The following is a 23,282-nucleotide window of genomic DNA, read 5'->3' as shown; positions in this document are numbered from 1 at the left end:
GCTGCTTGCCCGGTACTTGCTGGCAGTGCCGGTTCCGGTCCGGATCAGTGCAGACGCAGCGCCCAGAAGGCCACGGCCGCGGCAGCCGCCACGTTGAGGGAGTCCACTCCCCCGGCCATGGGGATGCGCACCACCTCGTCGGCCGCGGCAATCGTCCGGTGGGACAGCCCGTCACCCTCCGTGCCCAGGACGACGGCGACCCGCGAGTCCGGTTCCGTACAGGCCGGCGAGGCCGCGAACTCATCCAGCGCCACCGAGTTCTCCGACAGGGCCAGCGCGGCCACGGTGAAGCCCTGCACATGGAGCTCATCCATGGCAGGCCAGCGCTCGATCCGGGTCCAGGGGACCTGGAAGACGGTGCCCATGGAGACGCGCACGCTGCGCCGGTAGAGCGGGTCCGCGCAGCGCGGGGTGACCAAGACGGCATCGATCCCCAGGGCCGCTGCGCTGCGGAAGGCGGCTCCCACGTTCGTGTGGTCCACCAGGTCCTCCAGGACGGCGACGCGCCTGGCACCCGCTCCTGCACGCGCGGAGGCCAGCAGCTCGAGCACGCCAGCGAGCTCGGGCCGATTCATGGCGGCCAGCGCCCCGCGGTGCAGGTGAAACCCGGTGATGGACTCCAGCACCTCCTCGGGGGCGACGAAGACGGGGACCTCCCCGCCGTCGTCGCTTCCCCCGCAGCCGGCCGCGGAGGCGATGACCGGACGCATCTCGTCCAGGTGGCGCGGAGCCATGAGGAAGGAGCGCGGGGCGTGCCCGGCGGCCACGGCACGGGTGATGACCTTGGAGGACTCGGCCATGTACAGGCCGCGCTGGGTCTCCAGCCGGCGGCGCAGCGCCACGTCCGTCAGCCGGGTGTAGTCCGCCAGGCGCTCGTCGGCGCCGTCGGCCAGCTCAATGATCATCGCCCGTCACCTTCTGGGTCCGTCCTCGCTCAGCACAGCAGTACGGCGGGAAGAATAGGCCGATCCGCCTGGATCACCTAGTCTTCCCGCCGTAGCGTGCCGGGAGGCTCAGCCGATGCCGGCAACCGGCGTCAGCGGATGCGTCTCAGGCCCCGTGGGGCCCCTGGGGCGCGCCGGGAGGCGTGCCGTATCCGGGCTGGGCCTGGATACCGTAACCGCCGCGCGGGGGCACGGTGCCGGGCTGGCCGGGGTGCTCCCCGGGAGCGGCCGTATGGCTGCCGTGCGCGGAGTGAGCCTCCTCGACGCCGTCGGAGGTCGGAACAGTCACGGTCGGCCCGCCGTCGGCCTCGTCCGCGGGAGCCTTCGGAGCAGCGCTCCCCTTGGGGACGGGCTCCTCACTGGCCTCCTGGGAGGCCGACTCGACCTCGCCGCGAGCCTGGGCGAGGGCCTCCTCGGGGGCCTGGAGACTGGTGCTGGCCAGGTCCGAGGCGATGCCCAGATCGAGCTCGCTGCCCGACAGGTCGACGCCGGCCCCGGAGTCGGCATCGTCGTCCGAGCCGCTCAGGCCGCCACCGGGGCCCCCGTCCTTGCCGCCACCCAGGGCACCGGCGATCCCGTCAAGGGCCGCGGTGAACTCGGTGGGCACGATCCACATCTTGGAGGAGGAGCCGTTGGCGATCTTGGGCAGGGTCTGGAGGTACTGGTAGGCCAGCAGCTTGGAGTCGGCGTTTCCTCGGTGGATGGCGTCGAAGACCTGGAGGATGGCGCGCGACTCACCCTGGGCCTTGAGGATCGCGGACTGCGCCTGACCCTCGGCGCGCAGGATCGCGGACTGCTTGTCACCCTCGGCCGTGAGGATCTGGGACTGCTTGACACCCTCGGCCGTCAGGATCGCGGCGCGGCGGTCACGCTCGGCGCGCATCTGCTGCTCCATGGAGCCCTGGATGGAGGCGGGCGGGTCGATGGACTTCAGCTCGACGCTGTTGACGCGAATGCCCCAGCGGCCGGTGGCCTGGTCCAGGACGCCGCGCAGCTGCCCGTTGATCTGGTCGCGGCTGGTCAGCGTCTGCTCCAGGTCCATGGATCCCACGACGTTACGCAGCGTGGTGACGGTCAGCTGCTCGATCGCCTGCAGGTAGTTGGAGATCTCGTAGGTGGCGCGCGTCGGGTCGGTGATCTGGTAGTAGACGACCGAGTCGATGCTCACGACGAGGTTGTCCGAGGTGATGACCGGCTGGGGCGGGAAGGAGACGACCTGCTCGCGCAGGTCCATGACGTTGCGCACCCGGTCGACGAAGGGCACCAGGAAGTGCAGACCGGCGGTGTAGGCCGCCTGGAAGCGACCCAGGCGCTCAACGATGATGGCGGTGCTCTGCTTGACGATCCGCACCGCCCGGAAGATGGCGATGATGACCAGCACTGCCAGGAGAAGCAAGATGATGGAAATGACGGGCACGAGTTTCCTCCTGCGGGGTTGAACGGGTGGTCAGGACGGCTGTGAGCCGGCCACGGGAACTGAAGGTGTCGGGTGACGAGGGGGCAGGTGGACGGGTGAGCTGCCGACGACGCCCATCAAGGCCCACAGATGCCAACACGGTAGGACATCACCGGCCGGCTCGAAACCGCTGCGGACGTCTCAGGCGGCGTCCGGAATCAGGATGCGGAGGCATCGGCGGGCGCAGCCGCCGGGGCGACGACGGCCACGGCCCCGTCGATCTCGGTGACGATGACGCTGGCTCCGGCCTCCAGGCGGGTCGTCCCCTGGACGACGGGGGCCAGGCGGGCGCTCCACTCCTCACCGCCCAGGCGGACCCGGCCGCCGCCGTCGTCCACTGCGGTGATGGTGGTGGCCGACCTGCCGATGAGGGCGTCGACATTGGTCTTCATCTGCGGTGTGGTGGCCGCCAGGCGCCGCTTGGCCCAGGGGCGTACGGCGAAGAGCAGCAGGGTGGAGACACAGGCGAAGACCACCACCTGCGCCCACAGGGGCCCGCCGAGGAAGGACGTCAGTCCGCCTCCCAGCGCGCCTCCGGCGATCATGAGGAAGGTGAGATCGGCCGTCACCGTCTCGATGACGACGAGGAGCAGGGCCCCTCCGATCCAGAACAGCCATTCCATGAGAACCTCCTGATGAACGCGGTTGGCGAGTATGTGGTCCGGTCCTGGGCGGGGACGGTGTGAGCCGGGGTGCCTGCCCGTGCCCGGAGCCGGTCAGCCCCTGGCCTCGGCGACGCGCCTGCCGTGACCGGTGCGTCGGCCTCGGGCGGTGTAGCGTCCACGGTCGTGGGTGACCTCCAGCGGCAGACCGAAGGTCGCGCTGATCGTGTCCTCGGTGAGGACCTGCTCCAGCGGGCCGGAGCCCACGACCTCCCCCTCGCGCAGCGTGAGCGCGTGGGTGAAGCCCTCTGGGATCTCCTCAAGGTGGTGGGTCACCAGAACCATGGAGGGCGAGTCGGGCGAGGAGATGATCTCCGTGAGCGCCGCCAGGAGCTGCTCGCGACTGGCCAGGTCCAGGCCCGAGGCGGGCTCGTCGAGGAAGAGCATCTCCGGGTCCGGCATGAGCGCGCGGGCCAGCTCGACGCGCTTGCGCTCCCCGGATGACAGCGTCCCCCAGAGGCGGTCGATCAGGTGACCGGCGCCCAGGGCGCCCAGCAGGGCCTGGGCCCGCTCGACGTCGAAGTCGTCGTACTCCTCGCGCCAGCGCCCGATGCGCCCGTAGGAGGCCGACAGGACCACGCCCAGCACCTTCTCGCCGCCCTGGACATTGGCGGCCAGGGCGGAGGACAGCAGACCGATACGCGGGTGGAGCTCGGAGACGTCCACGCGTCCGAGCCTCTCGGAGAGGATGTCCACCGTTCCCGAGGAGGGAAAGAGCCTGGCCGAGGCGATTCTGGCGATCGTGGTCTTGCCCGCACCGTTGGGTCCCAGCAGCACCCAGTGCTGCCCCTCCTCCACGGTCCAGTCGACATGGCTGAGGATCTGGTGGCTGCCGCGGTGCAGCGAGACGTCGTCGAGGCGCAGGACACTGGTCATGGGCCGATCCTATCGTGCTACCGACATCACATCGGGCAGGTGAGGAACCACCGGAGCAGGAGACGGCGGGACCTGCTCCCCATCCGGTCGGCCAACCGGGTCCTGGGCGCCCCGCCCTTCACTAAGGTGGTTCCCCATGGATCCCCTCAATCCTCCCGCGAGCATCGTGCTGGCCCTGTGGGCGCCGGTTCCCTCCTCCCACGGCCTGTCGCTGCTTCAGGGCGCCGACGGCGTTCACGACGTCGTCGGCAGCACCGTCCCCAAGGCCCTGGGCGCGTCGACCGGTGCCACCACCGGTCCAGGGCGCGTCGGCCTGGAGCACTGGCTCACGGATGCCCGGCCACTCACCCGGGTGACGGCGGTCCTGCCCTCTCCTGCCGGCAGTACCGGAACGTGGGGCATCCTGCCCGACGTCGAGGAGGGAGTCGTCATCGAGGGGGCACTCGGGCGGGTGCTGCTGGTGCCCGAGGAGTCGGGCACCTCCATGACCTGGCACGCCGATCCGGTGACCGCTCCGCTGCCCCCGCTGGACGCCGCCCACGCCCGCAGGCAGGTGCACGCCGCCACCGAGGAGGCCATCGACTCACTCATCGAACTCGACCTGGCGCGTGAGCGCCCGGATACGGCCGATGCCCTCAACGACCTTCTCACGGCCGTGGTGGACCCCCGTCTCATCCCGCCCTGGCTGCCGAGGCGCAACCGGGAGCTGCTGGAGCGCTCACTGCGGTTGGCGGGGATCTGCGAGCTGGCTCTGGACGACGACGGTGCGGCTACGACGGCGCTTCAGGCCCAGCGGCGCTGCGACGTGCTGCGTCCGCTGCTGGCGGTGGCCCGCCACGGCGCGGCGGCGGCCACCGAGTGGTGGGCCCGGTAAAGGGGCTCAGAGCCGTACCACTCGGTGGCGCCCGACGACACCGGCCGTCTCGGTCTGCGTCATCCCTGGGGCAGCCGTGGATCAGCCCTGGGCCAGGACCCAGTTGTAGACGTCCATGGTGCGCTGGGCGATGGCCTCCCAGGCGAAGTGCTCCTCGACGCGGCGCCGGGCGGCCTCTCCCATGACCTTGGCGGCCTCGGAGTCGGTGACCAGGGTGGTCAGGCGCTCGGCTAGGTCGGCCTCGAAACGGGCCGGGTCGATGGGGGTGCCGGTTCCGTCCTGGACCTGCTCGATGGGCACCAGCAGTCCGGTCTCACCATCGACGATGACGTCGGGGATGCCGCCGGTGGCCGATCCGACCACCGGCAGGCCCACAGCCATGGCCTCGAGGTTGACGATGCCCAGGGGCTCGTAGACCGAGGGGCACACGAAGACGTCGGAGGCGGCCAGGACGGCGATGAGCTCGGGACGCGGCAGCATCTCCTCGATCCAGACCACGCCGGTGCGCTTCTCGCGCAGGCGGGCCACGAGGCCCTCGACCTCGGCCTTGATCTCGGGGGTGTCAGGGGCACCGGCGCACAGGATGACCTGGACATCGGCAGGCAGCTGCTCGCAGGCGCGCAGCAGGTGGGGCAGTCCCTTCTGGCGGGTGATGCGGCCGACGAACACGACGGTGGGGCGGTCGGGATCGATGCCGAGGCGCTTGAGGGTGGCGGCGGCCGCGGCGTCGGCGTCCTCGCCCTGCGGGTGCTTCCAGGCCTCGAGGTCGATGCCGTTGTGGACGACCTTGACGCGCTCGGGATCGATGGCCGGATAGGAGCGCAGGATGTCCTCGCGCATGCCGTTGGAGACCGCGATGATACCGGAGGCGGCCTCGTAGGCGGTCTTCTCCGCCCAGGACGACAGGGCGTAGCCGCCGCCGAGCTGCTCGGCCTTCCAGGGGCGCAGGGGCTCCAGGGAATGGGCACTGATGACGTGGGGGACGCTGTGGAGCAGACCGGCCAGATGGCCGGCGAGGTTGGCGTACCAGGTGTGGGAGTGGACGAGGTCGGTCCCCTCGGTGCCCTGAGCCATCTCCAGGTCGACCCCGAAGGTGCGCAGAGCGGCGTTGGCGCCGTCGAGCTCAGCGATCTCGGGGTAGCCGGTGACGCCGTCGTCGGCGCCCTCGGTGCCGGGCTCGCGGGGGCCGCCGAAGGCGTGGACGCGGACGTCGGCCAGGGGGCGCAGGACCTTGGCGAGCTCGTTGACGTGGACCCCGGCGCCGCCGTAGATGAAGGGTGGGTACTCCTTGGTCAGCAGGTCGACCCTCATGGGTGTGCCTCTCCTCTGTCTGCTGGATGGACTGACCGCGCCGTCCTCGGCGCAGGACGGGCGCCCTACGGTGGGCGGGCGCCACACCCGACGGTATACGCACGCGCCTGGAAGTGGGACTGTTCGACGTCGGTGGTTTCCACCGACTCTCACACCGAGGCCCTGCGAGAGCCCGGACGGAAGGGGATCTAGATCGAAGGTCCGGGTTGAGTCAGGGATGACTCAGATTGTGATCTGTTTGGCCCCATAAGTCCCTCGAGCAACGTAAGGTAGGCCACATGGCTCAACCTCGCGTTCTCGCAATCGTCCTCGCCGGTGGCGAGGGCAAGCGTCTCATGCCCCTGACCGTCGACCGCGCGAAGCCCGCCGTCCCCTTCGGTGGCATCTACCGGCTGATCGACTTCTCGCTGTCCAACATGATCAACTCCGGCTTCCTCAAGGTCGTGGTGCTCACTCAGTACAAGTCCCACTCGCTGGACCGCCACATCTCCAAGACGTGGCGCATGTCCGACATGCTGGGCAACTACATCGCCCCGGTACCGGCCCAGCAGCGCGTGGGCAAGCACTGGTTCCTGGGGAGCGCCGACGCGATCTACCAGTCCCTCAACCTGCTCGACGACGAGCGGCCCGACTACGTGGTCATCACCGGTGCGGACAACATCTACCGCATGGACTTCTCCCAGATGCTAGACCACCACATCGCCTCCGGGCTGCCGTGCACCGTGGCGGGCATCCGCCAGCCGAGGTCCCTGGCGGACCAGTTCGGCGTCATCGAGACCGACCCGACCAACCGAGGCAAGATCAAGGCCTTCGTCGAGAAGCCCAAGGAGACCCCGGGGCTGCCGGACTCCCCCGATGAGGTCCTGGCCTCGATGGGCAACTACATCATGAACGCCGACGCGCTCCTGGAGGCCGTCACGGTGGACGCCGCCGACGAGTCCTCCAAGCACGATATGGGCGGCAGCATCGTGCCCTGGTTCGTGAACCGGGGCGCCGCCGGCGTCTACGACTTCAAGGACAACGACGTTCCCGGTTCCTCCGAGCGTGACCGCGACTACTGGCGTGACGTGGGTACCGTGGACGCCTTCTTCGACGCCCACCAGGACCTCATCTCGGTGACGCCCGTGTTCAACCTGTACAACGACCGCTGGCCGCTGTTCGCCGGCTACCAGGCGGCGATGCCTCCGGCCAAGTTCGTCTACGGGCACCACGAGCGCCTGGGGCACGCGGTCGACTCGATCGTCTCGCCGGGCGTCATCGTCTCCGGTGGTGAGGTGATCTCCTCGGTCCTGTCCCCCGGCGTGCGCGTCAACTCCTGGTCCTCGGTGCGCGAGTCAGTCCTCATGGACGGCGCGGAGGTCGGCCGCAACACGGTGGTCAACCGCGCGATCCTGGACAAGTACGTCCGGGTCGAGGAGGGTGCCATGGTGGGTATCGATCCCGAGCACGACCGTGAACGCGGCTTCACCGTGACCGAGTCCGGCATCACGGTGGTGGCCAAGGGGCAGGTCGTCACCCGCTGACCCGGGCGGCACTCACCGCCCGCCCCCGGCTGCACCCGCTGCCGATCCGCTGCCCGCTGCGCCGTCTCCCGGTTCATCCCGGGGAGACGGCGCAGTCGTGTGCGCGGTTAGCATGACACCATGAGTAGCACCTCTCCCGCCCCTGCCGGTCCGGTCAGCGGCGCGCTGACCGACGGGCCCCTCGTGACCGAGGGCCCCGGCCTGCTGGTCATGGACGTTGACTCGACTCTCATCGAGCAGGAGGTCATCGAGCTCATCGCCGAGCGCGCCGGGACGCGCGAGCAGGTCGCCGAGGTCACGGCCCGGGCGATGCGCGGGGAGCTGGACTTCGCCGCCTCACTGCGCGAGCGGGTGGCGACACTGGCCGGGGTCCGCGAGAGCGTCTTCGCGGACGTCCTGGCCGAGGTGCGCCCCACCAGGGGGGCGGCCGAGCTCATTGAGGCACTGCACGCGCGCGGCTGCCGGGTCGGGGTCGTCTCTGGCGGCTTCGAGGAGGTGGTGGTGCCCCTGGCCGAGCGCCTCGGTATCGACCATGTGGCGGCCAACCGCCTGGAGACGGACGACGGCGTGCTCACCGGCCGGGTGCTGGGCAGGATCGTGGACCGTCAGGAGAAGGTCCGCTGCCTGCTTACCTGGGCCGAGCAGGACGGGGTGCCCATGGAGCGCACCATCGCCGTCGGGGACGGCGCCAACGACCTGGGGATGCTGGCAGCCGCAGGGCTGGGGGTGGCGTTCTGCGCCAAGCCGGTCGTCGTCGAGCAGGCCGACGCCGCAGTCCACGTACGCGACCTGCGGGCAGTCCTGCAGCTGATCCAGAGCTGATCAGAGGCGGACCGGGGCCGGTCCGGGCTCTTGTGGGGCCGGCCGGCTCAGTCGCGCTTGCGGGCGGTGAAGATCTCGCGGATCCGGGCGCTCTTGGGCTCCAGCTCCGCCCAGCGGCAGGGGACGTCGATGACGACGGCGGTGGCCGTGGGCACGCCGAAGGAGATCTGGGAGGCCAGGTCGTCGTCGGTGTCGTGGAGGATGTGGGCCAGGACTGAGATCGTGGGCTCGTGGCCGACGACCACCACTGTGCTCGCGTCTCCCCCTTCCTCGGCCAGGACCCGCAGGATGCCGTTGGGGCCCAGGTTGTAGATCTCCTCACGCACCACGGTGTCGGCGGGCTCGAGGCGGTCGCGCAGGGGGCGGGCGGTCTCGCGGGCACGGGCGGCCGGAGAGACCACGAGCAGGTCGGTGGACTCCAGACGCTTGCGCAGCTCCTTGGCCAGCAGGCCGGCGAGGGCGGCGCCCTTGGAGGTCAGGGGACGTTCCAGGTCGGTGACGGCGTCGTGTGAGGCCTTGGAGTGGCGGACGAGCACGAGGCGGCGCATGGGATCCGTTGTCACGGCTCTACCCTACGGCACCGCGGCGGTCCTGACACGACTGTCACGGACAGCTGTCACGGAGCGTTTCAGCGCGCTCGGCCGACGACGCACGCCCCGCCGTCGACGTGGATGGTCTGCCCGGAGGTGGCCGGCATCCAGGTCGACAGCAGGGCCACGGCGGTGCGTGCCACGGCGGTGGCGTCACCGGTGTCCCAGCCCAGGGGGGCGACCTCGCTCCAGCTCCTGCTGAGCTCCTCGAAGCCCGGGATGGCGCCGGCCGCCGTGGTGCTCATGGGGCCCGACGAGATGGCGTTGACTCGCACTCCGCGTTCTCCGAGCTCGACGGCGAGGGCGCGCACTGAGGCCTCCAGCGCCGCCTTGAGGGGGCCCATCCAGCCATAGCCGGGGTAGACCCGGGCACTGTCGAAGGTCAGGGTCACCACGCTGCTCCCGCGGCTCAGCAGCGGGCCGGCGGCATCGACAAGGGCGGGCAGAGAGGCCGCCGAGACAGTGAAGGCGCGCTCCAGGCCGCGCAACCGCTCCTCAGTCCGAGCAGTGGACTCGGGTCCGGTATCGCCGGTACCGGGCGTCTCGAGAGGGAGGACCGTGCCCAGCAGGTCGAGGTCGGCACGGGCGACGGAGTGGACCAGACCATCCAGGCGGGTGACGCCCAGCTCCTTCAAGGCCGGCGCCAGGGCGGACAGGGAGTTGGCGTCGGCCACGTCAAGGGGCGTCACCGGGTCGGGCAGACCGAGGCCGCGAGCCACCGAGGCGGTGGCTACCAGAGTGCGAGGGTGACCGCTCAGCAGCACACGGGCGCCCTGCTGGGCGGCGACGTCGGCGACAGTGCTGGCGATCGAGCTGGGCCGCAGGACACCGGTAACAAGCACCGTACGGTCACTGAGCAGTCCCGTGGGAGGGTTCATGCCCTCATCGTCCCACGCCTGCCGACCGTCTATCGCCCTATGCCCATGCCGCCGTCGACGCCGAGGATCGCGCCGGTGACGTAGGAGGCTGCTGAGGAGGCCAGGAACAGGACGGGGCCGGCGACGTCGGCGACTTCGGCGAAGCGCCCCAGGGGGATCTGCTCGAGGTAGGCCGTGCGGATGTGGTCGGGCAGGGAGGCGGTCATGGCGGTGCGCACGAATCCGGGCGCCACCGCGTTGACGGTGATGCCGCGCGGCGCGAGCTCGCGGGCCAGGGAACGGGTGAGGCCCTCCACCCCGCCCTTGGCGGCGCCGTAGGCGGACAGGCCCACGCCTCCACGGGCAGCAATCACCGAGGAGACCAGGATGATGCGCCCCCGGCGGGCCCGCATCATGGCGGGGGTGACGGCACGCACCGTGTTGAAGGTGCCGGTCAGGTCGGCTGAGATGACCTCGTCCCACATCTGGGAGGAGGTGCGGGCGGCCAGGGACTCCCGGTTGACGCCGGCCGAGGCCACGAGGACCTCGATGGTGCCGTGCGCCTCGGTGGCAACGCTGAGCGCCTGGGCCAGCGCCTCGGGGTCGGTGACATCGGCGGCCAGCCCCAGGACCCCGCCTGGGGCCTCACCGGAACGGGAGATGCCGGCCACCCGATCACCCTGTGCGAGGAACTCCTTCGCGACTGCCTCCCCAATCCCTCGGGAGGCACCGGTCACGACGACGGAACGTGGTATTGACGGCTCGGTCTCTTCGTTCATCAGCACAAGCACACAAGGTAACGCGCGCGAGCATTCATCATCAGCAGTTCGTCACGCACCACCCTTGATCAACCTGTGTTATCTACCCCACAGGTGGTCCATACCTGTCGCAATATGGAGCCGGAGGGCACGGCCGGTCTGCGTCGTGGTGCCTGTCATGTGTCAGCATGTCAGGATGACGACGACTGAGACCACTACCTCCGCCCCCAGTGCCGGCGCTTGCGGTCCTGCGCCCGTGCCACTGCGCATCGGCCCGCTGGAAGTGGCCACCCCGGTCGAGCTCGCCCCCATGGCCGGAGTCACCAACGCCTCCTTCCGCCGCCTGTGCCGCGAGATGGCCGAGGCCGCCTTGCCCACGACGCTGGCGCCCACCTCGACCGGCCCGATAGAGGCACCGGGTGGCGGCCTGCTGGCTCCGGCGGGTCTGTACGTCACCGAGATGGTCACCACCCGGGCCCTGGTGGAGCGCAACGAGCGCACTCTGGCGATGGTGCGCACCGACCCGGCCGAGCGGGTGCGTTCCATCCAGCTCTACGGGGTGGATCCGGCCACGGTGGGCGCCGCAGTGCGGATCCTGGTGGAGGAGGACCTGGCCGACCACATCGACTTGAACTTCGGCTGCCCGGTGCCCAAGGTGACGCGTAAGGGCGGCGGGGCGGCGCTGCCCTGGAAGCGCGACCTGCTGGCGGCGATCCTCACCGAGGCGGTGCGCGCCAGTGAGGCGGCCGTCCGCGCCACCGGGCGGGTACGGGAGGTCCCGGTGACCATGAAGATGCGCCTGGGCATCGACGAGGAGCACGAGACCTTCCTCGACGCCGCCCGGGCCGCAGAGAACTCGGGGATCGCGGCCGTGGCCCTGCACGCCCGCAGCGCGCGCCAGCACTACTCGGGTCAGGCCCGCTGGGAAGAGATCGCCCGTCTCAAGGGGGCCACCGACCTGCCGGTGCTCGGCAACGGGGACGTCTGGCTCGGCGACGACGCGGTGCGCATGATGGAGGCCACCGGCTGCGACGGCGTCGTCGTGGGGCGCGGCTGCCAGGGGCGGCCCTGGCTGTTCGCCGACATCGTGGCGGCCCTGCACGGCTCACCGGCGCGCACTCGCCCGGACCTGGACGCCGTCATCGAGGTGATCCGCCGCCACGGGCGCATGCTGGCCGAGGAGATGGGCGAGGACCGGGGCGTACGCGACCTGCGCAAGCACGTGGGCTGGTACCTCAAGGGCTACCCGGTCGGCGGCGCCGCGCGCGCCGACCTCATGGGGATCAGGACGCTGGCCGAGCTCGACGCCGGCCTGGAGCGGATGCGCTCGCGCCTGCCGGAGGTCGTCGACTACCCCGGTGACATCGTCGAGGGCCCCCGGGGCCGGGCCGGCAGCCCCAAGACCCCACGCCTACCCGACGGGTGGCTGGACTCCCCCGTCCTGGACGAGGCGCACCGCGAGATGCTCAGCCAGGCCGAGTCCGACGTCTCCGGCGGCTGAGCGAGTCCGACTGCCGCCCTCCGGTCAGTCGTCCGGTCAGCCGTCAGTCAGCCGTCAGTTAGTCGTCAGTTAATCGTCTAAGACCGGGGTGACGCGACACAGGGCCGCCGCGATCGCCGTCGTCGCCGGGATCGCCAGGACCAGGCCGATGGAGGAGATGAGGGTGCGCACGATCTCCTCGGCGATCTCGCCCGAGAGCATGGTGTCGAGCACCGCCCGGTCCATGAGGGAGGCGGCCAGGATGAGCGGCAGCGCCGTGCCGGCGTAGGCGAAGGCCAGGGTGTAGACGGTCGAGGCGATATGGTCCCGGCCGATCCTCATCCCGCCGGTGAACAGGCGCGTGCGCGACAGCAGCGGGTTGGCGGCGTGCAGCTCCCACACTGAGGAGGCCTGGGTGATGGTGACGTCGTTGAGGACACCGAGACCGGCGATGACCATGCCGCAGGTCAGCAGCGTCTGCAGATCGATATGCGTGCGGGAGGCCAGCAGGCGGGCGGTCTCGTCGACGTCGCCGGTCAGGTGGGCGGCGTCGGTCCCCCACAGGGCGAGCAGCACGGTCAGCACGATGCCGGCCACCGTTCCCAGCAGGGCCGTCGTGGTGCGGATGGATACGCCGTGAGCCACGTAGACGGCCGCCAGCATCATGGCCATCGACCCGACCAGCGTCACCGCCAGCGGGTGGGAGCCGGACAGGAGCGCAGGGATCATGAAGAAGGCGAGCACACCGGTGGCCACCAGCAGGCCCAGGACGCTCAGGACACCCTTGCGTCCGGCCACGGCGACGACGAGCACGAGGTAGACGATCGCCAGGGCGCCGACCGGGAGCTGGCGCTGGTAGTCGATGAAGGAGTACGGCGAGCCGGACAGGATGGCCTGGGGCGAGTAGAGCACCACGAGCCGGTCACCGGCATGGGCCAGCTTGCGGGGCTCGCCGACCAGCTGGACCGGCATGATCAGCCCCTTGCCCTCCCCCTCGGTGATGCGGGCGCACACGTGCCCCTTGGAGAAGTCCTCCTGCTTGACGCCGTTGACCTCCGTCAGGGCGCTCACGGCGCTCTGACAGCCCGACAGGTCCACGGAGGTGATGGTGGCCTTGCCCACCGATCCGCCCTCGGCGGTGAAGGAGCGCGAACCGATCAGTGAGCTCTTGCCAGGCCAGAGAACGAACAGCCCGACGACGGTGGCCAGCACCAGGGCGCCGACGATGACCCCGAGCACGATCCGTACCCTGCGGGCCTCCCCGGCATCCAGGTCGAGAGGACCGGAGTGGGAGTGGCTGTGCCCGCTGCGGCTATGACGGCTGTGGCCCCTGCTGTCCCGCCCCTCCTCGGCCGGCGGCTCGGGAAGGTCCTCGGGAGGGAAGGTCTCGTGGCTCGGAGAGGTCGAGTTGGTGCTCACCGTCCCATCATGCCCGCCCCGAGCCCCCTGTGCTCAACCGCGCGATCGCGAACGGGAACCAGGGCAGCGTGAGACCGGCCGTCCGGACGCATGGCGTGACCATCCGTAGCCGCAGGGCCTCGATGCAGTGCCTCACCAGGAGCTCCTCGCCGATGAACGCGGCGACGGTGGAAGTGCTGAATCGCTGCATGACCCAGAACACCTGGCGGCGCGCACGGGGGTCGTCCCGGCATTGCTGCAACCATTGGCAGAACCCCGCACAGGCGAGTCTCATGCGTCATCAGCCCATGCCACGTACCAGTGTTTCGCAGGATCGTCCACCCCGGGCGAACGCTGTTGCGCCCTCCGGACAGACCTGGTCCGAATACGCTCCTGGCATGAGCACAGAAGGCCATCCGCTCGTCGCATGGTCCTTGGCAGTTGTGGCGGTTCTCCACACAGGAATCGGCATGGTCACCGGCTGGGACGTCATCAAGGCAGGGGTTGCCGAAGGCCTCGTGGGTGTCTGGGCCGCGCCGGCGGAGCGCAGCGCCACCTACTGGTTCCTGGTCACCGGCGCCTCGCTCATGGTGCTCAGCACCGCCGTAGCGGAACTGGAGAGACGCAATCCCGCTCTGCCCCTACCAGTGACAGGCGGTCTGGCGGCATTGACTGCCGCAGGGGTAGCGACCATGCCCGCCTCTGGCTTCTGGACGCTGACGATACCGCTCGCCATCACCGTAGTCCGACGGCGAAGGGCCCGGCGGCCCAGACAGTCAGCAGAGTGACCCCACACCGCAGAGGCCCGGGTGATCGTGACGTCGTTGACGATGCCCCGCCGTCGGACCAAAATCCGACGGCGGGGCGCAAAGTTAGGACGGACCTCAGCAGCCGACGAGACGCTCAGCCAGGTAGCGCTCCACGCCCTCGAGCGGGATGCGCTCCTGGGCCATGGTGTCGCGCTCGCGCACTGTGACCGCGCCGTCCTCGGGCGAGTCGAAGTCATAGGTGAGGCAGAAGGGCGTGCCCACCTCGTCCTGGCGGCGGTAGCGGCGGCCCACCGCGCCGGCGTCGTCGTAGTCCACGTTCCAGGAGCGACGCAGGCGGGCCGCCAGCTCCTTAGCCGGGCCGGTCAGCTCCTCCTTGCGGCTCAGCGGCAGGACGGCCGCCTTGACCGGGGCGATGCGCGGGTCGAGCCTGAGGACGATGCGCTTGTCCACCCCACCCTTGGTGTTGGGGGCCTCGTCCTCGGTGTAGGCCTCCACGAGGAAGGCCATGAGCGAGCGGGTCAGGCCGGCCGACGGCTCGATGACGTAAGGGATCCAGCGCTCGGAACGGGTCTGGTCGAAGTAGGACAGGTCCTTGCCGGAGTGCTCGGCGTGGGTGGACAGGTCGAAGTCGGTACGGTTGGCGATGCCCTCGAGCTCGCCCCACTCCGAGCCGGCGAAGCCGAAGCGGTACTCCAGGTCCACGGTGCGCTTGGAGTAGTGGGAGAGCTTCTCGGCGGGGTGCTCGTAGAGGCGCAGGTTGTCCTCGCTGATGCCCAGGTCGGTGTACCAGGCCTTGCGGTAGTCGATCCAGTACTGGTGCCACTCCTCGTCCGTTCCCGGCTCGCAGAAGAACTCCAGCTCCATCTGCTCGAACTCGCGAGTGCGGAAGATGAAGTTCCCGGGCGTGATCTCGTTGCGGAAGGACTTGCCCACCTGGCCGATGCCGAAGGGCGGCTTCTTGCGGGCCGCGCTCATGACCGCGGCGAAGTTGACGAAGATGCCCTGGGCCGTCTCGGGGCGCAGGTAGTGCAGGCCGGACTCGTCGTCGACCGGGCCCAGGTAGGTCTTGAGCAGGCCGGAGAAGGCCTTGGGTTCGGTGAACTGGCCACGGGTGCCGCAGCTGGGGCAGGCGACCTGCTCCAGGCTCACCGTGGAGGGGTCCTCGATGCCGTGCTTGGCGGCGTAGGTCTCCTGGAGCTCGTCCTCGCGCAGGCGCTTGTGACAGGACTGGCACTCGATGAGCGGGTCGGTGAAGGCCTGAACGTGCCCGGAGGCGACCCACACCTCGCGCGGCAGGATGACCGAGGAGTCCAGCCCGACGACGTCGTCGCGCGAGCGAACCATGTACTGCCACCACTGGCGCTTGATGTTCTCCTTGAGCTCGACGCCCAGCGGCCCGTAGTCCCAGGCCGAGCGGGTTCCGCCGTAGATCTCGCCGCAGGGGAAGACGAACCCGCGCCGCTTGGCGAGGTTGATGACGGCGTCAAGGCGTGAAGGGGTGGATGCCAACGGAGTGCTCCTTCAGGAGTAGTCGTGGTCCCGCCTGGTTGGTGGGGACGAGTGGGGACAGTCTAGGCGGAGGGCCGTCATATTGAGGTGAGGGGCCCGTCGCACCGCGGCTGCGCGTGCAGCCACAGCAAGGCCGCGGGGACGGGGCCGGGCTCGCAAACAACCCCTCAGCAGCGCACATGGCGACTCGCCGCGGTTTGACGCATCGCGCCAGCAGTATGAGAATGATTCGCATGAGTGTTTCACGGACTCGTTCCCATGATCTCCGTCGCATCGTCGCGCTCGGAGCCGCCCTGGTCCTGGCTGCCGGCATGAGCGCCTGCAGCGCCCTGAAGAGTGAGAGCTCGTCAAGCGCCTCAGCACCGCACACGATCGCCCCGGGCAAGACGCTGACAGTATCCACGTCCTTCTACCCGATCCAGTACCTGGCCGAGGCCATCGGTGGCCCGCTCGTCAAGGTTTCCACCGTGACCCCGTCCAACGTCGAGCCGCACGACTTCGAGCTCTCCGGCAAGGAGACCGCCGAGCTGAGCAAGGCCGACCTCATCGCCTACGTCCCCGGCTTCCAGCCCTCCCTGGACAAGGCCGTCAAGGAGGTCGGCTCCGGGCCCACGGTGGTGGACCTGAGCAAGCCGGCCAACCTCGTCCACCACGAGGGGGTCGAGGAGGAGCACGAGCACAGTGAGGAGGCGTCTGACGGCGCCACTGACACAGCGTCCGCCGTCGCCACCGCGCAGTCCACCGAGGCCGGCCACGACGATCACGGGCATGCCGAGCACAGCCACGCCGAGGGCAGCGAGGATCACGACGGCGACCTCGACCCGCACTTCTGGCTCGACCCTCAGCGCATGATCAAGGTGGCTGAGACCCTGGAGTCCTCCTTCGCCCAGGTCGACCCGGCCAACGCCAACGACTACAAGGCAGGGCTGGACAAGCTCAAGACGGCGCTGACCAACCTGGACACGCAGTACACCAAGGGCCTGTCCAGCTGCCAGCACAACACCTTCATCACCTCCCACGCCGCCTTCGGCTACCTGGCCGACCGCTACAAGCTGACCCAGGCCTCCATCTCCGGCATCGACCCGGAGACCGAGCCCAGCCCCGCGGAGATGGCCAACATCAAGTCGGTGGTCCAGAGCACGGGGGTGAAGACGATCTTCACCGAGGAACTGGTCTCCGATGCGCCGGCCAAGGCGATCGCCGCGGAGACCGGAGCGGAGACGAGTGTCCTCAGTCCTCTGGAGTCCAAGCCCGAACGGGGCGACTACACCGACGCCATGACCTCCAACCTGGAGCGGCTCAAGGGCGCCCTGGTGTGCCAGTAGAGTCGGACGCTGCCGGCCGAGCCCGGCGGCCCGAGCAGATGACATCCAAGCAGATCGGCATGATCACTCAGGTATGACCTCCTCATCTCCATCAGCAGCATCGTCTCCGGCGACGCCGTCCGGCTCACCCCGGGCGGCGTCGTCCGTGCTCGCCATCAAGGTCCGAGACCTCCGCGTCGTCCTGGGGGCCTCCCTCATCCTGGAGGACGTGAGCCTGGCGGTGGGAGGCGGTGAGTCCGTGGCGCTGCTGGGCGCCAACGGCTCGGGCAAGTCCACTCTCGTCAAGGCCGTCCTGGGGCTGGTGCCCATGGCCGGCGGAGGCATCGAGGTGCTGGGCACCTCCATCACCCGGCGCCGCAGGGTCCCCTGGGAGCGCATCGGCTACGTCCCTCAGCGGATCGGTGCCGGTTCGGGCGTCCCAGCCACAGCCTTGGAGGTGGTGCGCTCCGGGCTCCTGGGGCCGCGCCGCCCCTGGGCGGACCGGGGCCGGACCGCCAGGCGACAGGCCATGGACGCGCTCGACGCCGTCGGACTGGCTCACCGGGCCGGTGACCACGTCCAGGTCTTCTCCGGCGGGCAGGCTCAGCGTCTTCTCATCGCCCGGGCCTTGGTCCGCTCCCCCGAGCTGCTCATCCTCGATGAGCCTTTGGCAGGGATCGACCGGGCCAGCCGCGAGTCCCTGGCCGAGATCCTCAAGGGGCTGCGGGAGCGGGGGCTGACCCTGGTGACGGTCCTGCACGAGATGGGAGAGCTCGCTGACGTCGTCGAGCGGGCGATCCTTCTGCAGGACGGAAGGCTCGTCGCCGACGGGCCGGCCGGCGAGGTCGCTCGCCTGCGCGACGGCGTCGTCGGCAGGCACCATAGCCACCACAGCGCCCACGGTGAGCACTGGGAGGACGACTATGACCACGGAGACCACCACCCGGACGCCGGCGGACCTCCGGCGCACCACGCCCCCGTCCTGGATCACCGGCTGCCCAATGCGCAGCCCCGCACCGGTAGGAGCGCCCGGCCATGATCGAGTTCATCTCCGACATGCTCGCCAGCCCCCTCATCCAGAGGGCCTTCATCGTCGCGGTACTCGTGGGGCTGGCCGCCCCGGTGGTGGGCACCTACCTGGTTCAGCGGGGCCTGGCGCTGCTGGGTGACGGGATCGGGCACATCGCCCTGACCGGTATCGCACTGGGCTGGCTGGCCGGAGCCGCCGCCAACGTCTCCCCCCACGACGCCTGGGCCGTCCCCGGGGCGATCATCATCAGCGTGCTGGGCGCCGTGGCGATCGAGGTCATCCGCGCCAACGGCCGCACGCGCGGCGACGTGGCCCTGGCGATCCTGTTCTACGGGGGCATCGCCGGGGGCGTCATCCTCATCCGTCTGGCCGGTGGCACGACGACGAACCTCAACTCCTACCTGTTCGGCTCGATCTCCACGGTCTCGGTCTCAGACGCCTGGTTCACCATCGCCCTGGCGACCCTGGTCCTCCTGGTGGGGCTGGGGCTGCGCGGCCCCCTGTTCGCCCTGTGCCACGACGAGGAGTTCGCCCGCGCCTGCGGACTGCCGACCAGCGCCCTCAACGTCCTGGTGGCGGTGGTGGCGGCACTGACGGTCTCAGTGTCCATGCGGGTGGTGGGTGCCCTGCTGGTCTCGGCGGTGATGATCGTGCCGGTGGCCATCGCCCAGCTCGTCTCGCACTCCTTCTCCCGCACCATGTACCTGGCGATGGGGCTGGGCGTGGTGGCCTGCGTGTCCGGGTTGACGATCACTTACCTGGTGGCAGCCTCCCCCGGCGCCATGATCGTGGTACTCCTAGTAGGGGGGTACGCCGTCGTCGCCCTCCTCTCCGGCCTGTGGCAGCTCGTCAGCCGCTCCCGACGGCACCGCATCACCTCAGGAGGTAGATCATGAGCGCAAGCGGCACAACGCAGCGCCCTCGTGCCACGCGTCAGCGCGCCGCCGTCGCCGACATCCTGTCGCGCACCGACGAGTTCCGCTCGGCCCAGCAGATCCACGCGGCTCTGGAAGCCGAGGGCACCAAGGTGGGGCTGGCCACCGTCTACCGCAACCTGCAGACCCTGGCGGAGACCGGTGCGGTGGACCAGGTGCGCAGCGCCGAGGGCGAGATCCTCTACCGGGCCTGCGAGAGGCAGGAGCACCACCACCACATCGTGTGCCGCCGCTGCGGATACGCCGTGGAGGTCGCCGGCGGAGAGCTGGAGGAATGGATTCAGCGGGTCTCGGCCCAGCAGGGCTTCACCCAGATGGAGCACACCGCGGAGTTCTTCGGCCTGTGCGCCAGCTGCTCACCCCAGGAATCAGTCCAGGAAACCGCCTGAGACACCTCCCCGGACTGAGACCGAGCAAGCCGGAGTCGGCCGGACCGCTACTGCTCGTGGTCCTCCGGGGTCTCGTCGTCCAACGGGTCACCGGCCTGGCCGGGCTCCTCGTGCAGCACCTTGTCCACGGCGCCGCCGTAGCGGCGCTCACGCCCAGCGTAGACCTCGCAGGCCCTCCACAGCTCGCTCCGGTTGAAGTCGGGCCAGGGCAGGGGCGAGAAGTAGAGCTCGGCGTAGGAGGAGGACCACATGAGAAAGTTGGAGGTGCGCTGCTCGTCCCCGGTACGGATGAACAGGTCCACGTCACGCATGGTGGGTGAGTAGAGATAGCGCTGAATGGTCTTCTCGTTGACGGAGGAGGCCTTGAGCCGGCCGGCGGCGACGTCCTCGGCGATGGCGCGGGTGGCGTCGGCGATCTCGGCGCGCCCGCCGTAGTTGATGCACAGGTTGAGGACCAGCCCCGTGTTGTGGGCGGTGAGGCGCTCGGCCTCGCGCAGCTCGTGCAGCACGGACTTCCACAGGCGCGGGGTGCGCCCGATCCAGCGCAGCCTGACGTTCCAGGAGTTGAGGACATCGCGCTGGGTGCGCAGTACCTTGCGGGCGAAGCCCATGATGAAGCGGACCTCGCCGGGTGAGCGCCGCCAGTTCTCGGTGGAGAAGGCGTAGACGCTCAGCTCTTTGACACCGATCTCGATGGCGCCGGCGGCAACGTCGAGCATATTGGCCTCCCCCACCCGGTGGCCCTCGGTGCGGGGCAGGCCGCGGGCGTTGGCCCAGCGCCCGTTGCCGTCCATGACGACGGCGACGTGCTGGGGCAGGGAGGCGGCCGGCAGCACGGGCGGGGTCAGGCCGGGCCGGTGCAGGGGCGGGGCGGCCTCGACCGTCATGTCTCTGGCGACGTCTGTCATGTTATGCCCTTTCCACCAGTGCGAGGGAGCGCAGGCGCCGCTCCAGGTACCAGGTCGTGTAGGCCGACACGAGGCCGGAGGCCTGTGAGCGCCCGCGCTGGCCGGAGGCGTCGGCCACGGCCCAGTCGCCGGAGAGCAGGGCGCCTAGGAGCACCATCGCGGCCGGCTCGACCTCCACGGCTCCGGCCGAGCGGCAGGACTCGCACACCGCACCGCCGACCTGTACGTGGAAGGCCCGGTGCGGTCCGGGCGCGCCGCACAGGGCGCAGTCGTAGCACGACGGCGCCCAGCCCCCCAGGGCCAGCGCGCGCAGCAGGTAGGAGTCCAGGATGAGTCCGGGCGCGTGGCGCCGGTGGGACATGGCGGCCAGGGCCCCTGCCAGCAGCAGGTACTGCTGGGGGCTGGCCTCGGTGCCCAGGTCGCCGTCGTCGGCGCTGAGGCGCTCGGCGGTCTCCACCATGGTCGAGGCGCAGGTGAACATGGCGTAGTCGGCGCAGATGGCCCGGCCGAAGGGATCGATGATCTCGGCCTGGGTGACGACGTCGAGGCTGCGTCCGGCGTGGAGCTGGACGTCGATCATGGAGAAGGGCTCCAGACGCGCCCCGAAGCGGGAGCTGGTGCGGCGCACGCCCTTGGCCACGGCGCGCACCTGCCCGTGGTGACGGGTGAGCAGCACGATAATGCGGTCGGCCTCACCCAGCTTGTAGGTGCGCAGAACGATCGCCTCGTCCCGGTACAGCCTGCTCGTCACGGACGCAGTCTCTCACGCCCCGTCAGCGCAGGGCACGATTGAGGGCGGAGATGACGGCCTTGAAGGAGGAGGTCGTGATGGAGGGGTCGATGCCCACGCCCCACAGGACCTGTCCGTCGACCTCGCACTCGACGTAGCTGGCGGCCTTCGCGTCGTGTCCCTCGCTCAGGGCGTGCTCGGCGTAGTCCAGGATCCGCACGCTCAGGCCCGTGCCCTCCAGGGCGGTGACGAAGGCGTCCAGGGGGCCGTTGCCGACGGCGGTCAGGCGCTTCTCCTGGCCGCCGTCGACCAGGGTGACGGTGAGGGTGGAGTCCTTGTCGTCACCGGTGGAGGTCAGGGTTGCCCCCCGCAGCTCGAAGCGGCCCCAGCGGCTGAGCTCGGCCTCGGGAGCGGCCGCTGCGGGCAGGTACTCGTCGGCGAAGATCGACCACAGGCGGGCGCCGTCGACCTCGCCGCCGTAGGTGTCGGTGTGGCGCTGGACGATGCGGGAGAACTCGATCTGGAGGCGGCGCGGCAGCTCGAGCTTGCGGGTGGTGCCCAGTAAGTAGGCGACCCCGCCCTTGCCGGACTGGGAGTTGACGCGCACGACCGCCTCGTAGGATCGGCCCACGTCATGGGGGTCGATGGGCAGGTAGGGCATGGACCACGGCACGGCGATCTCGGCGTCGGCCTTGGTCAGCCCCTCGGCCTTCCTGGCGTCGACCTGCTTGGCGCGTGCGGCGAAGCCCTTCTTGATGGCGTCCTGGTGGGAGCCGGAGAAGGAGGTGTAGACGAGCTCGCCGGCGTAGGGGGTGCGCGGGGGCACGTCCATGTCGGTGGCCCGCTCGACGATGCGGCGGACCTCGTCGATGTCGGACAGGTCGAGCATGGGGTCGACGCCCTGGCTGAAGAGGTTGAGGGCCAGGGTCACCAGGTCCACGTTGCCGGTGCGCTCGCCGTGGCCGAACAGGCAGCCCTCGACGCGGTCAGCGCCGGCCATGAGGCCGAGCTCGGCGGCGGCCACGCCCGAGCCGCGGTCGTTGTGGTTGTGCAGGGACAGGCACACGGCGTCACGGTGGGACAGGTGTCGGCTCATCCACTCGATCTGGTCGGCGTAGACGTTGGGGGTAGCCCGCTCAACGGTGGCGGGAAGGTTGAGGATGATCTCGCGGTCATCCTCGGGCTGCCACACGTCCATGACGGCCTCGCAGACCTCAAGGCTGTAGTCGAGCTCGGTGTCCACGAAGATCTCCGGGGAGTACTCGTAGCCGAAGATCGTGTCCTCATCCAGGACCTTCTCAGCACGGGCCATGATCTGGCGGGTGCCGTCGACGGCGAGCTCGCGGATCTGGTCGCGGTCCATGCGGAAGACGACGTTGCGGAACAGCGGCGACAGGGCGTTGTAGAGGTGGACGGTGGCCCGCGGGATGCCGACGCAGGCGTCCAGGGTGCGGTCAATGAGTTCACCGCGCGACTGGGTGAGCACGGAGATGGTGACGTCCTCGGGGATCGCGCCGTCGTCCACCAGGGAGCGCACGAAGTCGTAGTCGGTCTGGGAGGCGGCGGGGAAGCCGATCTCGATCTCCTTGAAGCCCATGTTCACGAGCAGGTCAAAGATGGCGCGCTTTGCCTGGGGGCCCATGGGCTCGATGAGGGACTGGTTGCCGTCGCGCAGGTCGGTGCTCAGCCAGCGGGGGGCCTGGGTGATGCGCTTGTCCGGCCAGGTGCGGTCGGGCAGGTCGATGCTGACGACGTCGAGGAAGGGCCGGTACTTGGCAAACGGCATACCGGAGGGCTGCTGGGGGGCGGGGCGGGCGTTACGCATCGGGGTTCTCCTGGGATCAGGTGCTTCGTGGTTCCGACGGCGGTTCCGGCGAGAGACCGGAAGGCTCCGGAGAGCTCTGGGGAAGCAGAGAGGCGCGGTCGGGAACGTGGCCGAGCAGGACGAGTCAGCCGCGGTCGGGGTGCCGGCCTGTCAGGCCCCGCCGCGGCGACTAAGCAGGAGGCTCGCCCGCTGCCAGGCCTGAGGCCGTGGAGTCGCTCGCACGGGGTAGACCCTACCCCGACGACGACCCGACGTCAGGTAAGGCGACCACGCCGGACCGCAGTATGAGACACACGCCGGGGCGATCAACCACGCAGCACTCCCCTCGGTC

At 69.9% G+C, this 23,282-nt stretch carries 22 protein-coding genes; 9 read left to right on the top strand and 13 right to left on the bottom strand.

What is annotated here, in order from left to right:
* Positions 1-44: 44 nt before the first annotated feature.
* From BKH33_RS08280 to BKH33_RS08265, 4 genes are all read right to left on the bottom strand, one after another.
* The gene (locus tag BKH33_RS08280) at positions 45-905 is read right to left on the bottom strand and encodes a TrmH family RNA methyltransferase (protein ID WP_003780433.1); all 861 of its coding nucleotides are present in this window, start codon (positions 903-905) and stop codon (positions 45-47) included.
* A 145-nt stretch (positions 906-1,050) separates the two neighbouring features.
* Positions 1,051-2,361 carry an SPFH domain-containing protein gene (locus tag BKH33_RS08275; RefSeq protein WP_003780469.1) on the bottom strand — a complete coding sequence of 437 codons (1,311 nt, stop codon included), beginning with the start codon at positions 2,359-2,361 and terminating at the stop codon, positions 1,051-1,053.
* 197 nt (positions 2,362-2,558) lie between these two features.
* Positions 2,559-3,023, bottom strand: coding sequence for an NfeD family protein (locus BKH33_RS08270; RefSeq protein WP_003780448.1), 465 nt, complete (start codon positions 3,021-3,023; stop codon positions 2,559-2,561).
* A gap of 93 nt (positions 3,024-3,116) precedes the next feature.
* Positions 3,117-3,938 carry an ABC transporter ATP-binding protein gene (locus tag BKH33_RS08265; RefSeq protein ID WP_003780421.1) on the bottom strand — a complete coding sequence of 274 codons (822 nt, stop codon included), beginning with the start codon at positions 3,936-3,938 and terminating at the stop codon, positions 3,117-3,119.
* 136 nt (positions 3,939-4,074) lie between these two features.
* On the opposite strand from BKH33_RS08265, the gene BKH33_RS08260 reads away from it, so the two are divergent.
* The gene (locus tag BKH33_RS08260) at positions 4,075-4,812 is read left to right on the top strand and encodes a hypothetical protein (RefSeq protein WP_003780408.1); all 738 of its coding nucleotides are present in this window, start codon (positions 4,075-4,077) and stop codon (positions 4,810-4,812) included.
* A gap of 81 nt (positions 4,813-4,893) precedes the next feature.
* Here the strand turns inward: BKH33_RS08260 and glgA are convergent, their stop codons facing one another.
* The gene (gene glgA / locus BKH33_RS08255) at positions 4,894-6,123 is read right to left on the bottom strand and encodes a glycogen synthase (protein ID WP_003780406.1); all 1,230 of its coding nucleotides are present in this window, start codon (positions 6,121-6,123) and stop codon (positions 4,894-4,896) included.
* A gap of 278 nt (positions 6,124-6,401) precedes the next feature.
* Here glgA and BKH33_RS08250 point away from each other — a divergent pair, with 278 nt between their 5' ends.
* Both BKH33_RS08250 and serB read left to right on the top strand, forming a co-directional pair.
* Positions 6,402-7,646: a glucose-1-phosphate adenylyltransferase gene (locus BKH33_RS08250; RefSeq protein WP_003780446.1), complete on the top strand. Its 1,245-nt coding sequence runs from the start codon at positions 6,402-6,404 to the stop codon at positions 7,644-7,646.
* A gap of 120 nt (positions 7,647-7,766) precedes the next feature.
* Positions 7,767-8,468, top strand: coding sequence for a phosphoserine phosphatase SerB (gene serB, locus BKH33_RS08245; RefSeq protein WP_043538674.1), 702 nt, complete (start codon positions 7,767-7,769; stop codon positions 8,466-8,468).
* Positions 8,469-8,515: 47 nt separating this feature from the next.
* Here the strand turns inward: serB and BKH33_RS08240 are convergent, their stop codons facing one another.
* The 3 genes from BKH33_RS08240 to BKH33_RS08230 all read right to left on the bottom strand — a co-directional run bounded on the left by BKH33_RS08240 (position 8,516) and on the right by BKH33_RS08230 (position 10,694).
* Positions 8,516-9,016 carry a SixA phosphatase family protein gene (locus BKH33_RS08240; RefSeq protein ID WP_081379751.1) on the bottom strand — a complete coding sequence of 167 codons (501 nt, stop codon included), beginning with the start codon at positions 9,014-9,016 and terminating at the stop codon, positions 8,516-8,518.
* Positions 9,017-9,096: 80 nt separating this feature from the next.
* Positions 9,097-9,936 carry an SDR family oxidoreductase gene (locus tag BKH33_RS08235; protein WP_003780461.1) on the bottom strand — a complete coding sequence of 280 codons (840 nt, stop codon included), beginning with the start codon at positions 9,934-9,936 and terminating at the stop codon, positions 9,097-9,099.
* 29 nt (positions 9,937-9,965) lie between these two features.
* The gene (locus BKH33_RS08230; RefSeq protein ID WP_181950037.1) at positions 9,966-10,694 is read right to left on the bottom strand and encodes an SDR family oxidoreductase; all 729 of its coding nucleotides are present in this window, start codon (positions 10,692-10,694) and stop codon (positions 9,966-9,968) included.
* A 175-nt stretch (positions 10,695-10,869) separates the two neighbouring features.
* Between BKH33_RS08230 and dusB the strand changes: the two genes are divergently transcribed.
* A complete protein-coding gene (gene dusB, locus BKH33_RS08225; protein WP_043538677.1) occupies positions 10,870-12,174 on the top strand; it encodes a tRNA dihydrouridine synthase DusB in 1,305 nt (434 codons plus the stop codon).
* Between the two features lie 69 nt (positions 12,175-12,243).
* On the opposite strand, the gene BKH33_RS08220 is transcribed toward dusB, so the two are convergent.
* On the bottom strand, positions 12,244-13,572 hold the full coding sequence (locus BKH33_RS08220; RefSeq protein WP_003780441.1) for a YibE/F family protein: 1,329 nt from the start codon (positions 13,570-13,572) through the stop codon (positions 12,244-12,246).
* Between the two features lie 377 nt (positions 13,573-13,949).
* Between BKH33_RS08220 and BKH33_RS08210 the strand changes: the two genes are divergently transcribed.
* Positions 13,950-14,339, top strand: coding sequence for a DUF6463 family protein (locus BKH33_RS08210; protein WP_043538682.1), 390 nt, complete (start codon positions 13,950-13,952; stop codon positions 14,337-14,339).
* A gap of 96 nt (positions 14,340-14,435) precedes the next feature.
* Here the strand turns inward: BKH33_RS08210 and BKH33_RS08205 are convergent, their stop codons facing one another.
* Positions 14,436-15,830: a glycine--tRNA ligase gene (locus BKH33_RS08205; RefSeq protein WP_076078535.1), complete on the bottom strand. Its 1,395-nt coding sequence runs from the start codon at positions 15,828-15,830 to the stop codon at positions 14,436-14,438.
* 233 nt (positions 15,831-16,063) lie between these two features.
* Between BKH33_RS08205 and BKH33_RS08200 the strand changes: the two genes are divergently transcribed.
* The 4 genes from BKH33_RS08200 (at position 16,064) to BKH33_RS08185 (ending at position 19,488) form a co-directional block, all read left to right on the top strand.
* Positions 16,064-17,155, top strand: a complete 1,092-nt coding sequence (locus BKH33_RS08200) for a metal ABC transporter substrate-binding protein (RefSeq protein WP_003780415.1) — start codon at positions 16,064-16,066, stop codon at positions 17,153-17,155.
* 73 nt (positions 17,156-17,228) lie between these two features.
* Complete coding sequence (locus tag BKH33_RS08195; RefSeq protein ID WP_003780453.1) at positions 17,229-18,173, top strand: metal ABC transporter ATP-binding protein; 945 nt, start codon at positions 17,229-17,231, stop codon at positions 18,171-18,173.
* Positions 18,170-19,060 carry a metal ABC transporter permease gene (locus BKH33_RS08190; RefSeq protein WP_076066535.1) on the top strand — a complete coding sequence of 297 codons (891 nt, stop codon included), beginning with the start codon at positions 18,170-18,172 and terminating at the stop codon, positions 19,058-19,060. Before BKH33_RS08195 ends, BKH33_RS08190 begins: the two co-directional genes overlap by 4 nt.
* Complete coding sequence (locus BKH33_RS08185) at positions 19,057-19,488, top strand: Fur family transcriptional regulator (RefSeq protein ID WP_003780438.1); 432 nt, start codon at positions 19,057-19,059, stop codon at positions 19,486-19,488. The genes BKH33_RS08190 and BKH33_RS08185 overlap by 4 nt, the downstream gene beginning before the upstream one ends.
* A 47-nt stretch (positions 19,489-19,535) precedes the next feature.
* Here the strand turns inward: BKH33_RS08185 and uppS are convergent, their stop codons facing one another.
* From uppS to leuA, 3 genes are read right to left on the bottom strand one after another with little or no spacing between them, the layout of a single operon-like run.
* Positions 19,536-20,396 carry a polyprenyl diphosphate synthase gene (gene uppS, locus BKH33_RS08180; RefSeq protein ID WP_003780405.1) on the bottom strand — a complete coding sequence of 287 codons (861 nt, stop codon included), beginning with the start codon at positions 20,394-20,396 and terminating at the stop codon, positions 19,536-19,538.
* A 1-nt stretch (position 20,397) separates the two neighbouring features.
* Positions 20,398-21,147, bottom strand: coding sequence for a DNA repair protein RecO (gene recO / locus BKH33_RS08175; RefSeq protein ID WP_003780445.1), 750 nt, complete (start codon positions 21,145-21,147; stop codon positions 20,398-20,400).
* Between the two features lie 22 nt (positions 21,148-21,169).
* Positions 21,170-22,951 carry a 2-isopropylmalate synthase gene (leuA, locus tag BKH33_RS08170; RefSeq protein ID WP_076142690.1) on the bottom strand — a complete coding sequence of 594 codons (1,782 nt, stop codon included), beginning with the start codon at positions 22,949-22,951 and terminating at the stop codon, positions 21,170-21,172.
* Positions 22,952-23,282: the final 331 nt, after the last annotated feature.

It is taken from the genome of Actinomyces naeslundii, from assembly GCF_001956585.1.
GTDB lineage: Bacteria > Actinomycetota > Actinomycetes > Actinomycetales > Actinomycetaceae > Actinomyces > Actinomyces naeslundii.
Note: the sequence above shows the minus strand (reverse complement) of the source record. Positions and strands in the feature narration are given on the sequence as shown.